Source organism: Ornithinibacter sp. (genome assembly GCF_035443565.1).
GTDB lineage: Bacteria > Actinomycetota > Actinomycetes > Actinomycetales > Dermatophilaceae > Fodinibacter.
In genome coordinates this window covers 35,866-55,523 of record NZ_DAORSO010000001.1, presented here as the reverse complement: position 1 = coordinate 55,523, position 19,658 = coordinate 35,866, and the positions used below count along the sequence as shown (strand labels likewise).

17 protein-coding genes, 1 tRNA gene and 1 pseudogene are annotated in these 19,658 nt (G+C 72.1%); 11 read left to right on the top strand and 8 right to left on the bottom strand.

What is annotated here, in order from left to right:
* Both PLL68_RS00265 and PLL68_RS00260 read left to right on the top strand, forming a co-directional pair.
* Positions 1–102: pseudogene (locus PLL68_RS00265) on the top strand (HhH-GPD-type base excision DNA repair protein); the annotation flags it as partial.
* Between the two features lie 5 nt (positions 103–107).
* A complete protein-coding gene (locus PLL68_RS00260; RefSeq protein ID WP_324530517.1) occupies positions 108–335 on the top strand; it encodes a hypothetical protein in 228 nt (75 codons plus the stop codon).
* Positions 336–346: 11 nt separating this feature from the next.
* Here PLL68_RS00260 and PLL68_RS00255 read toward each other — a convergent pair whose 3' ends face one another.
* The 3 genes from PLL68_RS00255 to PLL68_RS00245 form a co-directional block, all read right to left on the bottom strand.
* Complete coding sequence (locus tag PLL68_RS00255) at positions 347–1,684, bottom strand: ABC1 kinase family protein (RefSeq protein ID WP_324530516.1); 1,338 nt, start codon at positions 1,682–1,684, stop codon at positions 347–349.
* The gene (locus PLL68_RS00250) at positions 1,681–2,292 is read right to left on the bottom strand and encodes a hypothetical protein (RefSeq protein ID WP_324530514.1); all 612 of its coding nucleotides are present in this window, start codon (positions 2,290–2,292) and stop codon (positions 1,681–1,683) included. The genes PLL68_RS00255 and PLL68_RS00250 overlap by 4 nt, the downstream gene beginning before the upstream one ends.
* Before the next feature lie 231 nt (positions 2,293–2,523).
* Positions 2,524–2,685, bottom strand: a complete 162-nt coding sequence (locus PLL68_RS00245; RefSeq protein WP_324530513.1) for a DUF5679 domain-containing protein — start codon at positions 2,683–2,685, stop codon at positions 2,524–2,526.
* A 213-nt stretch (positions 2,686–2,898) separates the two neighbouring features.
* On the opposite strand from PLL68_RS00245, the gene PLL68_RS00240 reads away from it, so the two are divergent.
* Positions 2,899–3,522 carry a M48 metallopeptidase family protein gene (locus PLL68_RS00240; RefSeq protein WP_324530511.1) on the top strand — a complete coding sequence of 208 codons (624 nt, stop codon included), beginning with the start codon at positions 2,899–2,901 and terminating at the stop codon, positions 3,520–3,522.
* On the opposite strand, the gene PLL68_RS00235 is transcribed toward PLL68_RS00240, so the two are convergent.
* Positions 3,490–4,056, bottom strand: coding sequence for an NUDIX hydrolase (locus PLL68_RS00235; RefSeq protein WP_324530509.1), 567 nt, complete (start codon positions 4,054–4,056; stop codon positions 3,490–3,492). The genes PLL68_RS00240 and PLL68_RS00235 overlap by 33 nt on opposite strands.
* Positions 4,053–5,444: a zinc-dependent metalloprotease gene (locus PLL68_RS00230; RefSeq protein WP_324530507.1), complete on the bottom strand. Its 1,392-nt coding sequence runs from the start codon at positions 5,442–5,444 to the stop codon at positions 4,053–4,055. The genes PLL68_RS00235 and PLL68_RS00230 overlap by 4 nt, the downstream gene beginning before the upstream one ends.
* Before the next feature lie 102 nt (positions 5,445–5,546).
* Here PLL68_RS00230 and PLL68_RS00225 point away from each other — a divergent pair, with 102 nt between their 5' ends.
* Both PLL68_RS00225 and PLL68_RS00220 read left to right on the top strand, forming a co-directional pair.
* On the top strand, positions 5,547–5,981 hold the full coding sequence (locus PLL68_RS00225) for a molybdenum cofactor biosynthesis protein MoaE (RefSeq protein WP_324530505.1): 435 nt from the start codon (positions 5,547–5,549) through the stop codon (positions 5,979–5,981).
* A gap of 20 nt (positions 5,982–6,001) precedes the next feature.
* Positions 6,002–7,048, top strand: a complete 1,047-nt coding sequence (locus tag PLL68_RS00220) for a YlbL family protein (protein ID WP_324530503.1) — start codon at positions 6,002–6,004, stop codon at positions 7,046–7,048.
* 30 nt (positions 7,049–7,078) lie between these two features.
* Here the strand turns inward: PLL68_RS00220 and PLL68_RS00215 are convergent, their stop codons facing one another.
* Positions 7,079–7,636, bottom strand: a complete 558-nt coding sequence (locus tag PLL68_RS00215) for a PPA1309 family protein (RefSeq protein ID WP_324530501.1) — start codon at positions 7,634–7,636, stop codon at positions 7,079–7,081.
* A 249-nt stretch (positions 7,637–7,885) separates the two neighbouring features.
* Between PLL68_RS00215 and PLL68_RS00210 the strand changes: the two genes are divergently transcribed.
* Together PLL68_RS00210 and PLL68_RS00205 are read left to right on the top strand one after the other, a co-directional pair.
* A complete protein-coding gene (locus PLL68_RS00210) occupies positions 7,886–10,792 on the top strand; it encodes a UPF0182 family membrane protein (RefSeq protein WP_324530499.1) in 2,907 nt (968 codons plus the stop codon).
* A gap of 125 nt (positions 10,793–10,917) precedes the next feature.
* A tRNA-Met gene (locus PLL68_RS00205) sits at positions 10,918–10,991 on the top strand.
* Positions 10,992–11,149: 158 nt separating this feature from the next.
* On the opposite strand, the gene PLL68_RS00200 is transcribed toward PLL68_RS00205, so the two are convergent.
* Positions 11,150–13,945, bottom strand: a complete 2,796-nt coding sequence (locus PLL68_RS00200) for a cation-translocating P-type ATPase (RefSeq protein ID WP_324530498.1) — start codon at positions 13,943–13,945, stop codon at positions 11,150–11,152.
* A 103-nt stretch (positions 13,946–14,048) separates the two neighbouring features.
* On the opposite strand from PLL68_RS00200, the gene PLL68_RS00195 reads away from it, so the two are divergent.
* The 4 genes from PLL68_RS00195 to PLL68_RS00180 all read left to right on the top strand — a co-directional run bounded on the left by PLL68_RS00195 (position 14,049) and on the right by PLL68_RS00180 (position 18,773).
* Positions 14,049–15,446: an NAD(P)/FAD-dependent oxidoreductase gene (locus PLL68_RS00195; protein ID WP_324530497.1), complete on the top strand. Its 1,398-nt coding sequence runs from the start codon at positions 14,049–14,051 to the stop codon at positions 15,444–15,446.
* Between the two features lie 87 nt (positions 15,447–15,533).
* Positions 15,534–16,883, top strand: coding sequence for a M16 family metallopeptidase (locus PLL68_RS00190; RefSeq protein WP_324530495.1), 1,350 nt, complete (start codon positions 15,534–15,536; stop codon positions 16,881–16,883).
* A complete protein-coding gene (locus PLL68_RS00185) occupies positions 16,880–18,229 on the top strand; it encodes a M16 family metallopeptidase (protein ID WP_324530493.1) in 1,350 nt (449 codons plus the stop codon). Before PLL68_RS00190 ends, PLL68_RS00185 begins: the two co-directional genes overlap by 4 nt.
* A gap of 64 nt (positions 18,230–18,293) precedes the next feature.
* On the top strand, positions 18,294–18,773 hold the full coding sequence (locus PLL68_RS00180) for a methylated-DNA--[protein]-cysteine S-methyltransferase (protein ID WP_324530491.1): 480 nt from the start codon (positions 18,294–18,296) through the stop codon (positions 18,771–18,773).
* A 67-nt stretch (positions 18,774–18,840) separates the two neighbouring features.
* On the opposite strand, the gene hisN is transcribed toward PLL68_RS00180, so the two are convergent.
* Positions 18,841–19,626 (bottom strand): histidinol-phosphatase, encoded by a 786-nt coding sequence (gene hisN / locus PLL68_RS00175; protein ID WP_324530489.1) that lies wholly within the window; start codon positions 19,624–19,626, stop codon positions 18,841–18,843.
* Positions 19,627–19,658 lie beyond the last annotated feature (32 nt).

The window sequence follows — 19,658 nt, the reverse complement described above, 5'->3', positions numbered from 1 at the left end:
GGCTCCTTCCGCTCGGTGGCCGACGTCGTCGATGCCGAGTCGCTGCAGAAGGTCCGCGACTTCAAGAAGGCCGCGAAGGCCGCTGCCAAGGCCGGGGCCTGAGCCCGATGGCCGGGCCCGACGACACGGCACCGACGGCGGATGCCGGCCGACCGGCATCCGACATCGTCTGCGCGTCGTGCGGTGCCACACCCGACGGCGCCGAGGCGCTCTCCCTGGCGCGGATCACCTGGGCCAGGGGCGTCGAGAACGGGCGGGACACCTGGACCTGCGAGCAGTGCAGCCGCCGGTTCCTGCGCAGCATCGAGGGGAAGCTCGACTCCTCCTGGTGGTGAGGCGGGTCTGCTCAGCTGGGGGAGGGGGGCAGACGTGACTCGTCGATGCCGGACAGGTGCGCGCAGACGAGTTCGCGCAGTGGCACGGTGCCGCCGATCTGGCTGAGCACACCGATGCCGCCGAGCCACACCCGGTGGATGAGCAGGTACTCCGGCGGCAGGTTGAGCTTGAGGCCGATGAGGAACTGGGGGCGGCGGGGGTCCTGAAGGGTGGCCGCGGCCCCGCGGAGCCACTCGCGGGTCGGGGTGAACTGGTCGTGCAGGAGGGGTTCCACCAGGGGTTTGAGGTACTCGAGCAGCGCGTCGGGGTCGATGGCGATGCCCTTGCGGATGAAGCCTTCCTCGCGCAGCACGGCTTCGAGGGCCACGGCGTCACCGGCCAGCGCCTCGGTGAGCACGCGCCCGAGCGATGCGGGCAGCCCGTGCGGAAGGCGGTTGACGGCCCCGAAGTCGAACACGGCGAGCCGGCCGTCGTCGGTGATCCGGAAGTTGCCGGGGTGGGGGTCGGCGTGCAGCATGCGAGCCCGGTTCGGGGCGCGCAGGAGGAACTCGAGGTAGAGGGTCGCGGCCTCGTCGCGCTCCTGCGTGGTGCCGTTCGTGATGACGCTCGCGAGGGGCGTGCCGTCGATCCACTCGGTGACGATGACGTGCTTGGAGTCCACGAGCACCTCGGGGATCAGGACGTCCTCGTCGCCGCGGAAGGCGTTGGCGAAGTGCCGCTGGTTGCGCGCTTCGAGGTGGTAGTCGAGCTCTTCGCTCATGCGGGCCTTGAGCTCGGCCATGATCGGCTTGATGTCGATGCCGGGCACCCACGACCCGGCCATCCGGGCCACCCGCGAGATCTGGTTGAGGTCGGAGAGCAGCGCCTCGGCCGCTCCCGGGTACTGGAGCTTGACGGCGACCTCGCGACCATCGCGCCAGACCCCCTTGTGCACCTGACCGATCGAGGCCGCCGCAGCCGGGACGTCGTCGAACTCGACGAGCTTGGTGCTGGCCCAGCGGGGGCCGAGCTCGCGGGCGAGGATCTCGTGCACCCGGTCGGCGCCCATCGGCGGCCCGGACTCCTGGAGCTTGGTGAGCGTGGCCCGGTACGGCCCGGCCAGCTCCTCGGGCATCGCGGCCTCCATGACCGACAGGGCCTGACCGAACTTCATCGCGCCGCCCTTGAGCTGCCCGAGAACGGTGAACAGCTGTTCGGCCGTGCGGGCCTGCAGCTCGGCGGCGACGGCCTCGGCCGGTCGCCCACCCACCCGCTTGCCCACGCCCATGGCGACCCGGCCGGCGTGCCCCAGGGGCAGGCCGACGAGCTTGGCGGTGCGGGCGATGGAGCTCCGCGGGATGTCGGTCACCCTGCCATTCTCACCCGCGCACACCCACAGTCGGCACGCACGTTCCACAGACGATGGGTCAAGGTCACGTCGGCGAGGCCGATCTCGGTCGAGATTCCGCCCAGAGACACGTCTCCTCGCAGGGTCGACAGGACGATGACGGTGGCGACGGCGCAGGCCAGGACCACCGTGCCCGACGGCGTGTCGGATGCCGGGTGGTCGGGCCGGATGCCGTCGGCACCGGGTGCCCCAGCGGCCGCACGGGTGCGTGGCGACGCACCGCCCCGGGCCTCGGCCCAGGCGTCGCCGCAGCAGCGCAGGCACGCCGTGCTGCCGGGAAGGACGAGCGGGCCGACGACGACCCGGCCGGCACCGACCACCACTGGCAGGTGAGGGATGCCGCGGGCCTGCCACGGGGTGCCCGCCCAGCGAGGGGGGCGGTCACGGGCGACCACGACGACCGCAGTCGGGGCCGGCTCGCCCTCGGCGAGGGCGAGCTCGGCACCGTCCGCAGCGTGCGCTCCCCCCACGACCGGCACCTCGCAGCGGCGCAACTGCGCCACGAGCTCGTCCGCGAAGAGGCCGGTTCCGTCGACGATGACGTGCCCGGCCCCTGACCGTCCCTGCATCTCCACCCCCGACCTGACTGGCCCGACCTGACTGGCCCGACCTGACCGGTCCGATGCGACCGGTGCGACCCCGACCGGAGCCACCCCGGCCGCCGGTGCCATCCTGCCCTGCCCGCAGGGCTGAAAACCGTCGTCCACAGGCTGTTCGTCGCGCAGCCCACGCACCGCAGGGTCCCCGGACAGCACGCGGCCCCGGTCCCACCAGGACCGGGGCCGCGGGTGGAGGTTCGGTCAGGCCTTGCCGAGGATGCGGTTGAGGTTGGTGCCACAGACCGGGCACACACCCTTGGCCATCCGGCGGCCGTTCTCGGAGACGACGACCTTGCCCTCGGCCTGGCGCTTCTCCTTGCACTTCACGCAGTAGAACTCGCCCTTGTAGGTCTCGTCAGCCATGATCTCTCCTTGTCGTCGACGCCCGGCTGGGCAGCCGCGTCGATCAGGTGTGGGTGCCGCGCAGGCGGCAGGGTGGCTCAAACCCTAGCCACGTGCCCGCTGCGGATCAGGCGGACGCGCGGGTCCCGCGAGGGGGACGCAGCCACTCCCGCACCGCACACCACTTCGGCACCATCCGCCCCACCCCGAGCGCTCCGGGCCTAGTCTGCGGGTGTGAGCAGGGAGGACGTCGAGGTCCGCCGGAGTCGCCGCCGGCGCCGCACGGTCAGCGCGTATCGAGAGGGCGAGCGCACCGTCGTGCTCATCCCGGCATCCTTCAGCGCCGCCGAGGAGGAGCGGTGGGTGACCCGGATGCTGACCCGGCTCACCGCCGGTGACCGCCGCCGCGCTCGCGGGGACGACGAGCTGCAGGCCCGGGCGGCGCACCTGTCGCAGAAGTACCTCGGGGGGCACGCGCGGCCCACGAGCGTGCGCTGGGTCTCGACCATGGGTCGCCGGTGGGCCTCGTGCACACCGGGCGACGGCACCATCCGGGTCTCCGACCGGTTGCGTGACGTGCCGAACCACGTGCTGGACTACGTGCTGCTCCACGAGCTGGCGCACCTGCTCGTGCCGGGTCACGGCCCGGCGTTCTGGCGCCTGCTCGCGTCCTACCCCAAGCTCGACCGGGCCCGCGGGTTCCTCGACGGCTTCGCGCACGCCGAGGGGTTGGCCCCCGGGCCGGACGAGGACCCTGTCGACGGGCCAGCCGACGTCGAATCAGCCGTCGAGCAGTCAGCCGTCGAGCAGTCAGCCGTCGAGCAGTCAGCCGGCGTCGAGGGCACGCAACGCGAGTGACACCAGTGGCGCGAGCTCGGCCCGCGTGCCGGCGGGCAGGGCGTCGATCGGCCACCAGCGCACGTCGAGCGACTCCTCGCTGACGACCCCCGCCGCCCCGTCGGGCGCGAGCGCGACGTAGCGCAGGTCGAGGTGCTCGCGGCAGTGGCCGAAGGCACCGACGAGTTCGTGCCGGTCGAGCTGCACGGGGTCGGGCAAGGGCTCGAGCGCACCGATCCCGGACTCCTCGCGTGCCTCGCGCCGTGCCGCCTCCCACACCGATGCGTCACCGGCCTCGAGGTGGCCGCCGAACTGGAACCACGCCCTGGCCTTGCGGTGGTGCGTCAGCAGCACCTGTGCGCGGGCCGCGTCGACGACCAGGCACGACGCCGTGAGGTGCGCGGGTGGGCCGGTCTTGGCGACGCCGTCGGGGTGGGCGGCGAGATGGGCGAGGTACTCCTCGCGCAGGCGAGCCTGCCCGGCATCCGGTGCCGTCCACCGCGACAGGACGTCGACGGCATCCGCTCGAAGGTGAGCGAAGCCGCCTTCGCTCACGCGGGGTCCTCGCCGCGCAGCAGGGCGTCCAGCGCTGCGTCCATGTCGTCGGTCGTCGGCGAGGACGTGCGCTCGACGTAGCCGAGGGGGTCGTCGAGGTCCGCGGCAGACGGGGCGAGGTCGGGGTGGCGCCACGGGGCATCGCGCGTGGCGGCGTCGCCGGAGTCCTCGAGGGCGGAGAACAGGTTGGCGGCGTCACGCAACCGGCGGGGGCGCAGCTCGAGCCCGACGAGCGCCTCGAAGGCCTTCTCGGCCGGGCCGCTCGTTGCCCGGCGCCGGCGCACGGCCTCACCGAGCGCGTCGGCCTGGGGCAGGTGCTCGCGGGTGGCGCGATCGGTGACGACGTCGACCCAGCCCTCGACCAGGGCCAGCCAGGTCTCGAGGCGGGTCAGGGCAGCCTGCTGCGCGGGGGAGGGCTGCGGGGCGAACATCCGCCCCTGGAGGGCCTGCTGCACGGCCTCGGGGTCGGAGGGGTCGATGGAGCGCACGGCCTCCTCGATGGCGCTGGTGTCGATGGTGATGTCCGCCGCGTAGTCGCGCACCGCGGCCAGCAGGGCGGGGGCCAGCCACGGCACGGCGCCGAACAGCCGCACCCGGGCCACCTCGCGCACCGCGAGGTAGAGCCGGGCCTGCGGTTCGTCGACCTCGAGGCCCTGCGCGAACGTGCGCAGCGCGGCCGGCATGAGGGCGACGGTGGGGGCCGGGACGAGGGGGAGCGAGACCTCGCAGCCGGTCAGCACCTCACCCGCGAGGGTGCCCGTGCCCTGGCCGAGCTGCATGGAGAACATCGAGCCGTGCATGCGGCGCAGCATCGGCCCGGCCTGGTCGAGCATGCCGGCGGGGATGCCGCCCGGCAGCCCCGGGATGCCGGCGTCGCCGCGGTTCTCGAGGTTGCCCAGCTGCTCGAGCTGCGACCCGAGGGCGGTCGTCACGGCATCGGTGACTCCCGCGGCGATCGGCTCGACGAGGTCGGTCCAGACCGGCATCGTCGCCTCGACCCACTCGGCCGCGCTCCAGGCGACACCGTGCAGGCCGGGCGTCGTGAGGTCGGTGACGGCGTCGAGCCAGAGCCCGGCGACCTGGACGGCCTCGGCGGCCTCGCGCTGGTCGGCGCTCGTCGCGAGGGTGTCGCCCTGGGCCGAGACCGTCTTGAGGGCCATGTCGGTGGCCAGGGTGGCGTTGACGGCGTGCTCGCTCTCGGGGGCGGAGAACATCGCCTGGACCTGGCCCATGACCATCGCGAGCATCTGCGGGTCGACCTTGTCCAGGCCCATGCCCTGCATCATCGAGGCGAGCTGCGGGTCCAGGGGTGCACCACCGGTGAGGTCCCGCAGCAGCTTCTCGATCTCGGGGGGCAGTGCGGAGGCGTCGTCGGCGGGGTCGTTCACGCGGGGCTCCTGGCATTCGGGTGAGAGGATGTCGTCTCGAGACAAGCCAACCACGATCCGGCCCAGATGGTTCCCGCCGGTCACCGCTGCCGAGGAGCACCATTGACGACCGACCCTGACCCGGTCGCCCTCGTCGCCCTGCGCGACCAGCCGTTGTCCGTCGACGAGGTGCTCGATGCCGTCCGGCATCCGAGCTGTGGCGGCATCGCCCTCTTCGTCGGCGTCGTGCGCGACCACGACCACGGTGCGGCAGTGACGTCGCTCGACTACGAGGCCCACCCGAGCGCCCTCGACACGCTGAACCGCGTCTGCGCCGAGGTGCTCGGCCGGTCGCAGGCCCGGCGGGTCGCCGCCGTGCACCGCACGGGGTCGCTGGCCATCGGTGACCTGGCGGTCGTCGTCGCGGCATCCGCTCCGCACCGCGGGCAGGCCTTCGATGCCTGCCGGGACCTGATCGACACGCTCAAGGCGCAGACCCCGATCTGGAAGCACCAGAGCCTTCAGGACGGCTCGACCGAGTGGGTGGGCCTTCCGTGATCCAACCGGAGAACCCGAGGATGCGCCCCGGGAGAATCTCTGCCGCCCTGCTCGTCGGCTCGTTCCTCGTCATCGCCGTGGCCGCCGCCCTCACCTTCGTCGGGCTGCCCTACGTCGTCATGTCACCCGGCCCGGCGACCAACATCCTCGGCGAGAACGACGGCAAGCCCCTGCTCACGGTCGACGGCGCGCAGACCTACCCCACGAGCGGCTCCCTGGACTTCACCACCGTGAGCGTGACCGGCGGCCCAGGGGTCAAGGTCACCGTGTTCGACGTCGTCGGCGCCCGCCTCTCGGGGTCCGACGAGGTGCTGCCCGTCGAGCAGGTGTTCCCACCCGAGGCCAGCCAGGAGCAGGTCGAGCAGGAGGGCGCTGCCGAGATGGCGAACTCGCAGAGCGTGGCGACCGCGACGGCCCTGCGTGCCCTCGGGCGTGACGTCGAGCAGACCGTCACCATCGGTGAGGTGCTCGAGGACGGCCCGTCCACGGGTGTGTTCGAGGCGGGTGACGTGCTCGTCAGCGTCGACGGCGACCCCGCGACGTCGTCGGATGCCGTGCGCGCCGCCGTCCAGCGCCACGAGCCCGGCGAGACCTTTCCCGTCGTCATCGAGCGCGGCGGCAGCGAGCGCACCGTGACGGCGCGCACCGCCGAGGCAGGCGGCCGCACCGTCATCGGGGTCGGGTTGCGCATGGACTACGACCTGCCGATCGACGTCACGCTGAACACCGGGCGGGTCGGCGGCCCGTCGGCCGGGTTGATGTTCAGCCTGGCGATCTACGACGTGCTCACCCCCGGCGAGCTCACCGGTGGCAAGAACATCGCGGGGACCGGCACCATGCAGGACGACGGGAGCGTCGGACCCATCGGCGGCATCCGCCAGAAGCTCGTCGGTGCCAAGCGGGCCGGGGCCAGCTACTTCCTCGCGCCCGCCGACAACTGCGACGAGGTCGTCGGTCACGTGCCCGACGGGCTCGAGGTGCTCAAGGTCGCCACCTTCGACGACGGGCTGGCCGCGGCGAACGGCATCGCCAAGGGTTCTGTCGAAGGTTTGCCGACCTGCGGCTGACCCCCTCCGCTGTGTCGGGGGCTCGCTCGGCTACGGCGTGAGGGTGGCCCGCAGCGCGTGGACCAGCCCCGGGGCGATGTCCTCGCCCAGGGCGACGCGGTCGTCGGTGTCGTGGGCCCGCTGACGCAGCAGGCACCGGGCAGCACCGTCACGGGTCACGGCGACGAGCAGGCGGACGTCGGCGCGGTCGGGGTGCTCGGCGATCGCCTGCAGGGCTGCTGCGTCGTCGCTCGGAAGGTCACGCTCTGCCTCGGGGGGCACGACGATGCGCTCCACCGCCAGGGCGCATCCCAGCACCTGCTCGGGCCAGGCGATCTGGGCGAGGAGGTCCTCGAGTCCGTCACTTCTCGGCAGGTCCTCCTGCTCCACCGCGCTGAGGGCTCCGGCCACGGCGTCGTGTGAGGCGAGCCCCTGGGCCAGCTGGGGCTCGTGGGCGAGCAGGTCGGCGGTCGGGACGAGCGCGAACAGGCGCACCGGCTGGTCCCAGCCGCTCCTTGCCACGTGTCGCTCGGTGTCCAGGGCGGCCAGGGTGAGCGGGTCGGTCACGGGCTGGGGCGCGGCGGGGGCGGGGTCGGTGGGGGAGTTCACCGCACCATGGTGCCTGATGGAACCTCCAGCAGGCCGGGGTACGTTGTCGGTCCAGCGTCGGCGCGGGACAACCCTGCGCGATGAGGACAAGGGAGAGCAGTGAGTCGCTCGGAGTGGTTCGACGGGCCTTCGGGCCCTGGTGATGGTTCGCCGCCCCCGCAGGGCGTCCCGGGTGACGGCGGTGGGGCCGGTCGGCCTGCCGCCACCGCGACGCGCAAGCGGCGCGGTCCCCTCGGGCCGACCCTGGCGGTGCTGGCAGTTCTCGCGCTCGTCGGAGGGATCGCCGCCGACGTCATCACCGACGTCTGGTGGTACGACTCCGTCGGTTTCCGCGGCGTCTTCGTCAAGGAGATCGCGGTCAAGGCGGGCCTGTTCATCGGGGCCGGGCTGCTGACCGGTGCCGCTGTCGCGATCAGCCTGGTGGCCGCCTACCGAACCCGCCCGCTCTACATCCCGATGACGCAGGCCCAGCAGGTGCTCGAGCAGTACCGACAGGCCATCGAGCCGCTGCGCCGCCTCGCCGTGTGGTCCATCCCCATCATCCTCGGCGTGCTCGCCGGGTCGGGGGCCATGGGCGCGTGGCGCACCCTGCTGCTCTGGATGAACCGCGAGCCGTTCGGCATCCCAGACCCCCAGTTCGGCATGGACGTGGGCTTCTTCGTCTTCACCCTCCCGTGGCTGCGCTTCGTCGTGAGCTTCATCACGGTGGTGCTGGTCCTGGCCTTCGTGGCAGGTGCGTTCACCCACTACGTGTACGGAGGTCTGCAACTTCCCGGGCGCGGTCCGACCACGCGAGCGGCTTACGTGCACCTCGGCATCCTCGGTGCCCTCATCGCCCTCACCCGGGCTGCCTCCTACTGGCTCGACCGGTACACCTTGGCGACCCAGAAGGGCTCGCTCCTCACCGGCATCACCTACACCGACGACAACGCGGTGCTGCCCACCAAGGCGATCCTCGCGGTCGCCGCGCTGATGTGTGCCGCCTTCTTCCTCGCGGCGATCTGGAGCCGCAGCTGGCGGCTGCCGCTCACCGGTGTCGCCCTCCTCGTCGTCACAGCCGTCGTGGCCGGCGGCGCCTACCCGGCGCTCATCCAGAGCCTGCGCGTCAAGCCCTCCGAGAAGTCCCTCGAGGCGCCGTACCTCGAACGCAACATCACGGCGACCCGCACGGCATTCGGCCTCGACCGGGTCAAGCGCATCCAGAACCCGGCGCCGGAGGCGACCGAGGACAAGGACGTGCTGCGCACCGCCGCCAACGACATCCCGGGCGTTCGGATCATCGACCCCAACGTCGTCGCCCCCACGTTCCGCCAGCTCGAGGGCCAGCGTGACTACTACGCGTTCCCCGACACCCTCGACGTCGACCGGTACACCATCAACGACCAGACCCGCGATGCCGTCGTCGCCGTGCGCGAGATCAACCTCGACGGGCTGCCCGACAACCAGCGCAACTGGCTCAACGACCACACCGTCTACACCCACGGCTACGGGTTCTACGCCGCCTACGGCAACCAGCGCACTGCCGAGGGTGACCCCGTCTTCTTCGAGGGCGGTGGGCGTACCTCGCTCGGTGAGTACGAGCCGCGCATCTACTTCGGTGAGCTCTCCCCGACCTACTCGATCGTCGGTGCCCCCGAGGGCGACTCGCCTCGTGAGTTCGACTACCCCGCCGGTGGTGACGGCGACGTCGCCGTCAACAACACCTATGAGGGTGCGGGAGGGGTCGAGGTCGGGTCGCTGGTGCGCCGCCTGGCGTACGCCGTGAAGTACCGCGAGGCCAACTTCCTGCTCTCCGACGCCGTCAACAGCGAGTCGCGCATCCTCGACCACCGCACCCCCACCGAGCGCGTCGAGCGCGTCGCGCCGTGGCTGCGCCTGGACGGCAACGTCTACCCGGCGGTCGTCGAGGGTCGCATCCAGTGGATCGTCGACGGCTTCACCACCTCCGCGAGCTACCCCAACTCACGACTGATCGAGCTCGCTGACGCGACGTCGGATGCCGTGACGCAGCGCTCGTCGGTCGTCACCGTGGGTGCCGGCCAGGTCAACTACGTCCGCAACGCGGTCAAGGCGACGGTCGACGCCCACGACGGGAGCGTGAAGCTGTACGGCTGGGACACCAAGGACCCGATGCTCAAGGCGTGGAGCAAGGCGTTCCCCGGGTCGGTGCGGCCGCTCTCGGAGATCTCCGGTGACCTCATGTCGCACATCCGCTACCCGCAGGACCTCGTCAAGGTGCAGCGCGAGCTGCTCAACGAGTACCACGTGACCAACCCGGGTGACTTCTACTCCAACTCCGACAAGTGGCGCGTTCCGCGTGACCCGGCGCAGACCGCCCAGGACCAGCCGGTGGTCTTCCAGTCCATCGCCATGCCGGGGGAGGACGAGGCAGCCTTCTCGATCACGACCCCGTTCGTGCCCGCGAGCAACAACGAGGCCGGCCGCGAGATCCTGCGTGGTCTGCTGGCCGTCGATGCCGACGCGGGCTCCGAAGCCGGCAAACCGGCGGAGGACTATGGGTCCCTGCGACTGCTCGAGTACGGATCAGCGACCCCGGCCGGCCCGGGTCAGGTGCTCAACCAGATCCAGAACTCGCCGGTGCGATCGCAGAACGCCGCTGAGCAGCTGTCGCTGGCGCAGTACATCACCAACAACTCCGGTGGTGGCAAGACGCTGACCTTCGGCAACCTGCTGACCTTCCCGCTCGAGGGCCGGATGTTCTACGTCCAGCCGATCTACGTGCAGGCGGCAGCCGGTTCTGGCTCGTTCCCGCAGAACAAGATCACCGTCGCCGTCTACGGCACCACCGTCGCCTGGGGCGACACCCTCGAACAGGCCGTGAGCGGGCTGTTCGGTCAGGGCGACGGCAGCGAGACGCCGACGACGCCGACCGATCCCGGTACGGGTACACCCACCCCGCCTGACACCGGTCAGCCGACCGGATCGGCCGCAGCGCAGCTCACGGCCGCCCTGGCCGAGATGCAGGCGGCGTACACGGCCGGGCAGGAGGCGTTGAAGTCCGGTGACTTCACGGCCTACGACCAGGCGCAGAAGCGCCTCGACGCAGCGCTGAAGAAGGCCGCGGCGCTCGCTCCGCAGCTCAACCCCGACGGGGCGGGAGCGACGCCCAGCCCGTCCCCGTCGCCCACCGGCTGACGCCCAGCCGTAAGGCACATCGGCGCTGCCCTGACACTGCTCAGGGCAGCGCCGATTTGGTGCGAGCGTGCGTGTCACGTACGGTTGTCACTACCGAGCACGCCTGTTCGCAGGTGTGCACCCGACGCGGGGTGGAGCAGCTCGGTAGCTCGCCGGGCTCATAACCCGGAGGTCGCAGGTTCAAATCCTGCCCCCGCTACGAAGAAGGGCCCCTGACCAGCAGAAGTGCTGATCGGGGGCCCTTTCGCTTCCCTTCACGTCGTGCTGTCGGGTCCGCTGGGGTGCCGAGCGCGCGACCTGGCGCGCGGACGGCATCCCGAGGGGCGCGACGGGCGCGCGAACGGCATCCGAGGCGGGTCAGCGCCGGCCCGCCGTGAGCCGTGCGATGAGCTTGCGCGCCTCGGACGCCCACAGGACCGTGCTCGCCATCGCGACGCAGACGAGCCACTGCTGGCCCGTGAGGGGCACGGTGGAGAACGCCTCGTTGAGCACCGGCAGGTGGACGACCGCCACCTGGAGCAGCACGGACGTGGCGAGGGCAAGCCACAACCAGCGGTTGACGAACAGGTGGCGGAACGCCGAGACGCTCTCCGAGCGGGCGTTCAGGGCGTTGAAGAGCTGTGCGAGCACGAGCACGGTGAACGCCGCGGTCCGGGCGGTGTCGATGCTCTCGTCGCCCTCGATCAGGCCGCCGGGCAGATGCAGGTCGAGGGTGACCAGCACCGCAGCGGCCATGACGAGGCCGAGCCCGACGACCCCGCGCCACATCCGCCGGTCGATGACCCGCTCGGTCAGGGGCCGTGGGGGGTGCCCCATGACGTCCTCGGTCTCGTCGTCGACGCCCATCGCCAGGGCGGGGGCGCTGTCCGTGAGCAGGTTGATCCACAGGATCTGGGTGGCGAGCAGGGGCAGCACGAGTCCGTCGCTGCCGTGGGAGAGGCCGATGAGGCCCCCGAGGACGACGCCGAGAAAGACCGTGAGGACCTCGCCCATGTTCGAGGACAACAGGTAGCGCAGGAACTTCTTGATGTTGAGGAAGATGCCGCGGCCCTCACGCACCGCGCGCACGATGGTGGCAAAGTCGTCGTCGGCGAGCACCATGTCGGCGGCCTCCTTCGTGACCTCGGTCCCCGTGCGCCCCATGGCGATCCCGATGTCGGCCGCCTTGAGCGCCGGGGCGTCGTTCACCCCGTCCCCGGTCATCGCGACGACCTTGCCGTCCCCCTGGAGGGCAGCGACGATCCGCAGCTTGTGCTGCGGCGCGACCCGCGCGTACACCGACCGGTGGCGCACGGTCTCCCGCAGGCCGTCGTCGTCGAGGGCCTCCAGCTCGGCACCGGTGACCGCGACCGGCTCGTGCGGCCCGATGCCGAGGTCGCGGGCGATGCGGGCGGCGGTGCGCGGGTGGTCCCCGGTGATCATGACGACGCGGATGCCGGCCCGCCGCGCCTCGCGGATCGCGGTCGCGGCCTCGTCGCGGGGTGGGTCGATGATCCCCACCATGCCGGTGTAGACGAGCCCCTCCTCGAGAGACTCCACGGCCTCGGGCGGGTCGGTCACGTCGAGCGGGCGGTACGCGACCGCCAGGGTGCGGAACGCCTCGCCCGAGAGTCGTTCGACGTCGGCGAGGATCCCCGTGCGCCACCCGTCGTCGAGCGGCTCGACGTCGTCGCCGACCTGCAGGTGGGTGCACCGCTCGAGCAGGACGTCGGGGGCACCCTTGGTCACGACGGCGATCCGGCCGCCTCGTTCGCCGTCGGTGGCCAGGCTCGACATGAGCCGTCGCTGCGAGGTGAACGGGATCTCGCCGACCCGGGCGAAGCGCCCCTCCCGCAGCGCTCGCGTGCCGAGCTTGGCCTCGGCCACGAGGAACGCGGCCTCCGTGGGGTCGCCCTGGACGCCGAAGCCGCCGTCCGCCTCCGGCGTCAGCGCCGCGTCGTTGGTGAGGCTGCCCCCGCCCACGACCAGTGCGGTCTGGCGCCACGCCGCGCTGCCGTGCTCGAGGGGGATGCCGTCGTGCTCGAGCGTGCCCTCAGGGCGGTAGCCGGCACCCGTCACCACGACCTCGCCCGCCGCGGTGACGACCCGCCCGATCGTCATCTCGCCCCGGGTCAGGGTTCCTGTCTTGTCGGTGCAGATCACCGACGCCGACCCGAGGGTCTCGACCGAGGAGAGCCGCCGCACCACGGCCTGGTGGGTCGCCATCCGCTGCACCCCGAGGGCGAGCACGACGGACAGGACCGCGGGCAGTCCCTCCGGAACCGCGGCGACGGCGAGGGAGACGCCGAGGAGCAGCGTCGTCACGATGTCCTGCGGCGTCTCGACACCGAGGAAGACCACGATCGTGGCGACGACGACCACGGCGATGACGACGACGGCGATGCCGAGCGTGCGCCCGACCCGCGTGATCTCCACCTGGAGGGGGGTCGGGGTCTCCCGGGTGTCGTGGAGCAGGTGGGCGATGCGTCCCATCTCCGTCGACATCCCGGTCGCGGTGACCACGGCCCGGCCGACGCCCTGGGTGACGGACGTGCCGTTGAAGACCATGTCGAGCCGGTCCCCGAGCGGCGCCGGGGCCGCCAGGGTGGCGGGGTCCTTGAGCACCGGCTCGCTCTCGCCCGTCAGCGAGGCCTCGGAGACGGTGAGGGCCGCCGCGCTGAGCAGGCGGGCATCGGCGGCCACCGTGTCCCCCTCCGCGAGCACGACGAGGTCGCCGGGCACGAGCTCGCGGGTGGGCACCGTGACGCGGTCACCGTCGCGCACCACCGTCGCCGAGGTCGCGCCGAGGCGCCGCAGGGCCGCGACGGCGTCCTCGGCCCGGGCCTGCTGCACGTAGCCGAGCACCGCGTTGAGCACCACGATGACGGCGATGACGAGCGCGTCGACGGGCACCCCGTCGGCGCCCTCGACGGCCCACGCCACGAGCGACACGACGATGGCGGCGAACAGCAGGTACACCAGGGGGTCGCGAAACTGCTCGAGCACCTTGCGCCACGTCGGGACGGGTGCCGTCGCCTCCAGCTCGTTCGGCCCGACCTGCGCGAGGCGGCGCTGGGCCTCCCGCGTGGTGAGCCCGCCGACCGGATCGGTGCCGAGCTCGGCGAGCACCGCACCCGGGTCCAGCGTCGACGCGTCGCGGGGGAGTGGGGGCATCGACACCATTCTCTCCCAGCGAACCGCCAGACCTCGTGGGGGTGACCTCCACCACGTCGCCGCGACACGGCATACCCGGCGTGGATGCCGTGTTGGACCGCCCGTGAGTACCCCCCACCGCGTCGTCGTCATCGGTTCCGGCTTCGGAGGTCTCTTCGGTACCCAGGCGCTCAAGCGCCGGGACGACGTCGAGGTCACCCTGATCGCCCAGACCACCCACCACCTCTTCCAGCCGCTGCTCTACCAGGTCGCGACCGGCATCCTCTCCGAGGGCGAGATCGCGCCGAGCACCCGTGAGGTGCTGGCCCGGCAGAAGAACGCCCGGGTCGTGCTCGGCACGGTGACCAGCATCGACGTGCACGACCGCACGGTCACCTCGCACGTGCTGGACCGCGAGCTCGTGACCCCCTACGACACCCTGCTCGTCGCCGCCGGGGCCGGCCAGTCCTACTTCGGCAACGACCACTTCGCCCGCCACGCCCCGGGCATGAAGTCCATCGACGACGCCCTCGAGCTGCGCGGCCGCATCTTCGGGGCGTTCGAGCTGGCCGAGCTCGCCGAGACCCCCGCCGAGGCCGAGCGGGCGATGACCTTCGTCGTCGTCGGCGCCGGCCCCACCGGCGTTGAGATGGCCGGGCAGATCGCCGAACTGGCGCACCGCACCCTGCGCAAGGAGTTCCGGCGCATCGACCCGCGCAACTCGCGGATCATCCTCGTCGACGCCGCGCCGACCGTGCTGCCGAGCTTCGGCGAACGCCTCGGTGGGGCCGCCAAGCGCCGCCTGGAGGAGATGGGCGTCGACGTCCGACCCGGCACGATGGTCACCGACGTCGACGCGGCCGGCATCACGGTGCGTGAGGCCGACGGCTCCTCCACCCGCATCGAGGCCCTGACCAAGGTGTGGGCAGCCGGGGTCCAGGCGAGCTCGCTGGGCCAGCAGCTCGCCCTGCAGACCGGGGCCGAGCTCGACCGGGCGGGGCGCATCAAGGTGCTCCCCGACCTCACCCTCCCCGGGCACCCCGAGGTCTTCGTCGTCGGCGACATGATCTCGCTCGACAACCTCCCGGGTGTCGCGCAGGTCGCGATCCAGGGCTCGCGCTTCGCGGCGAAGCAGATCAAGCGGCGCCTGGACGGCAAGGAGCCCGAGCCCGCGTTCCAGTACTTCGACAAGGGGTCGATGGCGACGATCTCGCGGTTCAGTGCAGTCGCCTCGATCGGAAAGCTCCGCTTCTCGGGGTTCGTCGCCTGGCTGCTGTGGCTGGCCATCCACCTCGTCTACATCATCGGGTTCAAGCACCGCGTCACGACCTTGCTGCACTGGACCGTCAGCTTCCTCGGCCGGGGTCGGGCCGAGCGCGTGGCCACCGAGCAACAGGTCTTCGCCCGCCGGGCCATGGACGCGATGTCGCAGGACGAGCAGCCCTCGATCCCGACCAACCCCGCGGACACGCAGGTGGCCGGAGTGGCCGAGATCGAGGAGCAGCACCGAGCCTCGGCCTGACCCGAGCACGAACGGCGGTGAGCCGGATGCCGGGGGTGCGCCCCGGCATCCGGCTCACCGCCGTTCGTGGGCACGTAGGGTGACGCCATGCCGCTGGACTACCCGATCCACCGCCGCACGCTGCCGAACGGGCTGCGCGTCGTGGTGAGCCCCGACCACACCGTCCCGAACGTCACGGTCAACCTGTGGGTGGGGGTGGGGTCGCGCCACGAGTCGCCCGGTCGCACCGGGTTCGCCCACCTCTTCGAGCACCTGATGTTCCAGGGCTCGAAGAACGTGCCGAGCGGTGAGCACTTCGAGGCGCTCATGGCCCAGGGCGGTCGGCTGAACGCGACGACCTGGTTCGATCGCACGAACTACTTCGAGACCGTGCCGAAGGGGGCCGTCGAGCTGGCGCTGTGGCTCGAGGCCGACCGGCACGGGCACCTCCTCGACGCCGTGACCCAGGAGAACCTGGACAACCAGCGCGACGTGGTCAAGGAGGAGAAGCGCCAGCGCTATGACAACCAGCCCTACGGCAACGCCCTGATCGACGTCTACGCCGCGACCTTCCCGCAGGGGCACCCCTACCACCACCCGACCATCGGGTCGATGGAGGACCTCGACGCCGCGAGCCTGGCCGACGTGCACGCGTTCTTCCGCGCCCACTACGGGCCGGACAACACGGTGCTCACGCTGTGCGGTGACATCACGCCCGAGCACGGGTTCGAGCTCGTCGAGCGCCACTTCGGGCCGTTGCCCGCGAGCGCCGAACCGCGCCGGGAGAACCACCCGCAGCTCGAACCCCTGGCCCAGCCGGTGCGGGTCGAGCGGCGCGAGAGCGTGCCCAACGACCGGCTGCACATCGCGTTCCGCCTGCCCGTCGACGAGACCGACGAGTTCCTCGCGGCTGCCGTGGCGCTCGACGCGATCGGTGGGCTCAGCACGTCGCGGCTCGTGCGTCGCCTCGTGCGGCGCGACCAGATCGCCCTGGGCGCCCACGCCACCGCGTGGGGGTTCGTCGACGGCGCGTCCCTGGGCTTCGTCGTGCTCGACGTCGCCCCCGGCCAGGACCCGGATGCCGTGGAAGCCGCCTTCGTCGAGGAGCTGACCGCCTTCCTCGCGGGTGGGCCGACGGCCGTCGAGCTCGAGGCGTCCCTGGCTCAGTCCGAGCGGTCGTGGCTGTCGGCGCTGGCCAGCCAGGAGGAGCGGGCCGACGCGATCAGCCACCACCTGCTGCTCCACGACGACCCCGAGGTCGTCAACACCCACCTCGACCGGCTCCAGGACGTGACGGCCGAGCAGGTGCTCGCCGCGGCGCGCCGCTGGCTGCAGCCGCAGAGCCGCGCCGTCGTCGCCTACCTGTCAGCCCCGGCTGACGATGAGGCTGTCGGCGACGTTGCCGAAGACTCTGCCGGCGACTCGGATGCCGGTGCGAACGAGGAGGAGGTCGCGTGAGCACCGCCCGACCGCAGGTGACCCCGCCCCAGCCGTGGGCCTTCCCCGTCCCGACCGAGCACGTGCTCGGCAACGGGGTGCGGGTGCTGCTCCACGATCTCCCGGGTCAGTACGTGTTGTCGCTGCGGGTCGTCGTCCCCCTGGCGGTGTCCGCCGAACCCGCCGGCCAGGAGGGCATCGCCTCCATGACGGCCCGCCTGCTCGACGAGGGCACGGCGTCGCTCGGGTCCGACGAGTTCGCCGAGCTCATGGAGCGCCACGGCATGGTGCTCGGTGCCGGGGTCTCCGACGGCGGCCTGCTCGTCGACGTCGACGTCTCCCAGCGCCACCTCGCCACCGCCGCCGGGCTGCTCACCCAGGCCCTGGCCGCACCGGCCTTCCCCGAGGACGAGGTGCGCCGCATCCTGCGCAACCGGCTCGCCGAGATCGAGCAGGAGCGGGCCTCCTCCGCGCACCGGGCCAGCAAGGAGTTCGCGCGCACCCTGTGGGACCCTGCCGACCGCGCGAGTCGGCCCACGGGTGGCACCCCCGAGTCGATCGGTGCGCTCACCCGCGACGACCTCGTCGAGTTCCACGCCACCCACGTCGGGCCCGACGGGGCCACGGTCGTGGTCGCCGGCGACCTCACCGATGTCGACGTTCTGGCGGTGCTCGAGGCGACCCTCGGCACGTGGTCGGCACCGCGGCACACCCCGTCGGCCCGCCCGGTGCCCCCGCTTCCCGCAGCGGATGCGGCCCGCGTCGTCGTGGTGGATCGTCCGGGCTCGGTGCAGACCGAGATCGTCGTCGGTCGCCCCGGCCCCGACCGTTCCACGCCTCACGGGTGGGCCCCGCACCCCGTCCTGTCCTTCGTGCTCGGAGGCTCGCCCAGCGCCCGGATCGACGCGGTGCTGCGCGAGGAGAAGGGGTACACCTACGGCATCCGCTCGACCTTCCGACCGCGGGTGGCCGGCGGCACCTTCGTGACGTCGGGATCGGTGCGGTCCGAGGTCACCGGGGAGTCCGTCGAGATCCTGCTCGGCATTCTCGACGGCGCGCGCGACGGCTTCACCGACGCCGAACTGCGCACCGGGGTCGACTACGTCGCCATGACCGCGCCCGGCCGCTACGCCACGGCGGATGCGGTGGCCGACGAGAGCGCGACGCTGGCGCTCGAGGGTCTTCCCGGCGACTTCACGACGCGCAACCTGCTCGCGGTCAACGCCCTGACGCTGGCCGACCTCGACGCCGCGTACGGCCGGGTCGTCACGGGGGAGTGGACCGTGGTCCTCGTCGGTGACGCCGCCCAGGTGGTGCCGCAGCTCGACGGTCGGGTCCCGGGCTCGGTGAGCACGGTTGCCCTCTGACGTCGTGCCGGGCGCCGTGCGTGGGCCGAGCTCCTCGGATGCCGGGGCCTCACGCTCGGTCGTGATGGCCTCGCCGATCGGGCGACTGGAGCTCATCGAAGCGCACGGTGCGCTCACCGGCATCCGGTTCGATGCGCCTGCCGACGGCACCGCCGGCCACGAGCGCGGCGGGTCGCCGGTCCTCACGGCGGCCCACCGCCAGCTCAGCGAGTACTTCGAGGGCCGTCGCCGGGAGTTCGACCTGCCCCTTCGCCCCGCGGGAACCGAGTTCCAGCGGCGGGTCTGGGACGTGCTCGCGACGCTGCCCTGGGGTGCCACGACGACCTACGGCGAGATCGCCAACCGGCTGGGGCTGCCGCCGGGTGCGTCACGGGCCGTGGGGGCGGCCAACGGGGCCAACCCGATCCCGATCGTGCTGCCGTGCCACCGGGTCATCGGCTCCGACGGCACGCTCACCGGGTACGCGGGCGGTGTGGAGCGCAAGGCGATGCTGCTGCGCCTCGAGGGTGTGGCCAGCGAGGCCGACCAGGCCTCCCTCTTCTGACGCACTCATTGCACGCCAGCCACCTACTGGCGGCCATGCCAGGTGGCTGGAGTGCAATGAGTCGTGCTCAGGGGGTGCCGATGCGGCGCAGCACCTCGTCGTGCAGGATGCCGTTGGTCGCCACCGCGTTACCTCCGAAGGGACCGTCGACCCCGGCCAGTGACGTGAAGCGTCCACCGGCCTCGGTGACGATCGGCACCAGGGCTGCCATGTCGTGCAGGCCGAGCTCGGGTTCGGCGGCGATGTCGACGCAGCCCTCGGCGAGGAGCATGTAGGACCAGAAGTCGCCGAACGCGCGCTCACGCCAGCACTCGCGGGCCAGGTCGAGCACCTCGCGCTCGCGGTCGACGTCGGCCCACGAGGTCCAGCTCGAGCACGAGATGGAGGCGTCCTCGATGCGCGAGACCGACGAGACGTGGATGCGCTTGGCCGAGGTCAGGCTCTTGCCAGCCCAGGCGCCCGAGCCGAGGGCCGCCCACCAGCGCCGGCCCAGTGCGGGCGCGGCCACGAGACCGATGACGGGCACCCCGTCGTCGACGAGGGCGATGAGGGTCGCCCACACCGGGACGCCACGCACGTAGTTGTGGGTGCCGTCGATCGGGTCGACGATCCACTGGCGGGCGCTGTTGCCCGTAGGGTCGAACTCCTCCCCGATGACCGCGTCGCGGGGCCTGGTGCGGGCCAGCTGACCCCGGATGAGCTCCTCGGCGTCGCGGTCGGCATCGCTGACCAGGGTCAGGTCCGGCTTGGCCTCGACCCGCAGGTCCTCGGCCCGGAACCGTGCCGTCGTGACCCGCTCCACGGCATCCGCGAGGACGTGGGCGAGTCGAAGGTCGTCGTCGTAGGCGCGCACGAGGCCCAACTTAGCGGCCGCTGCCGAAGATT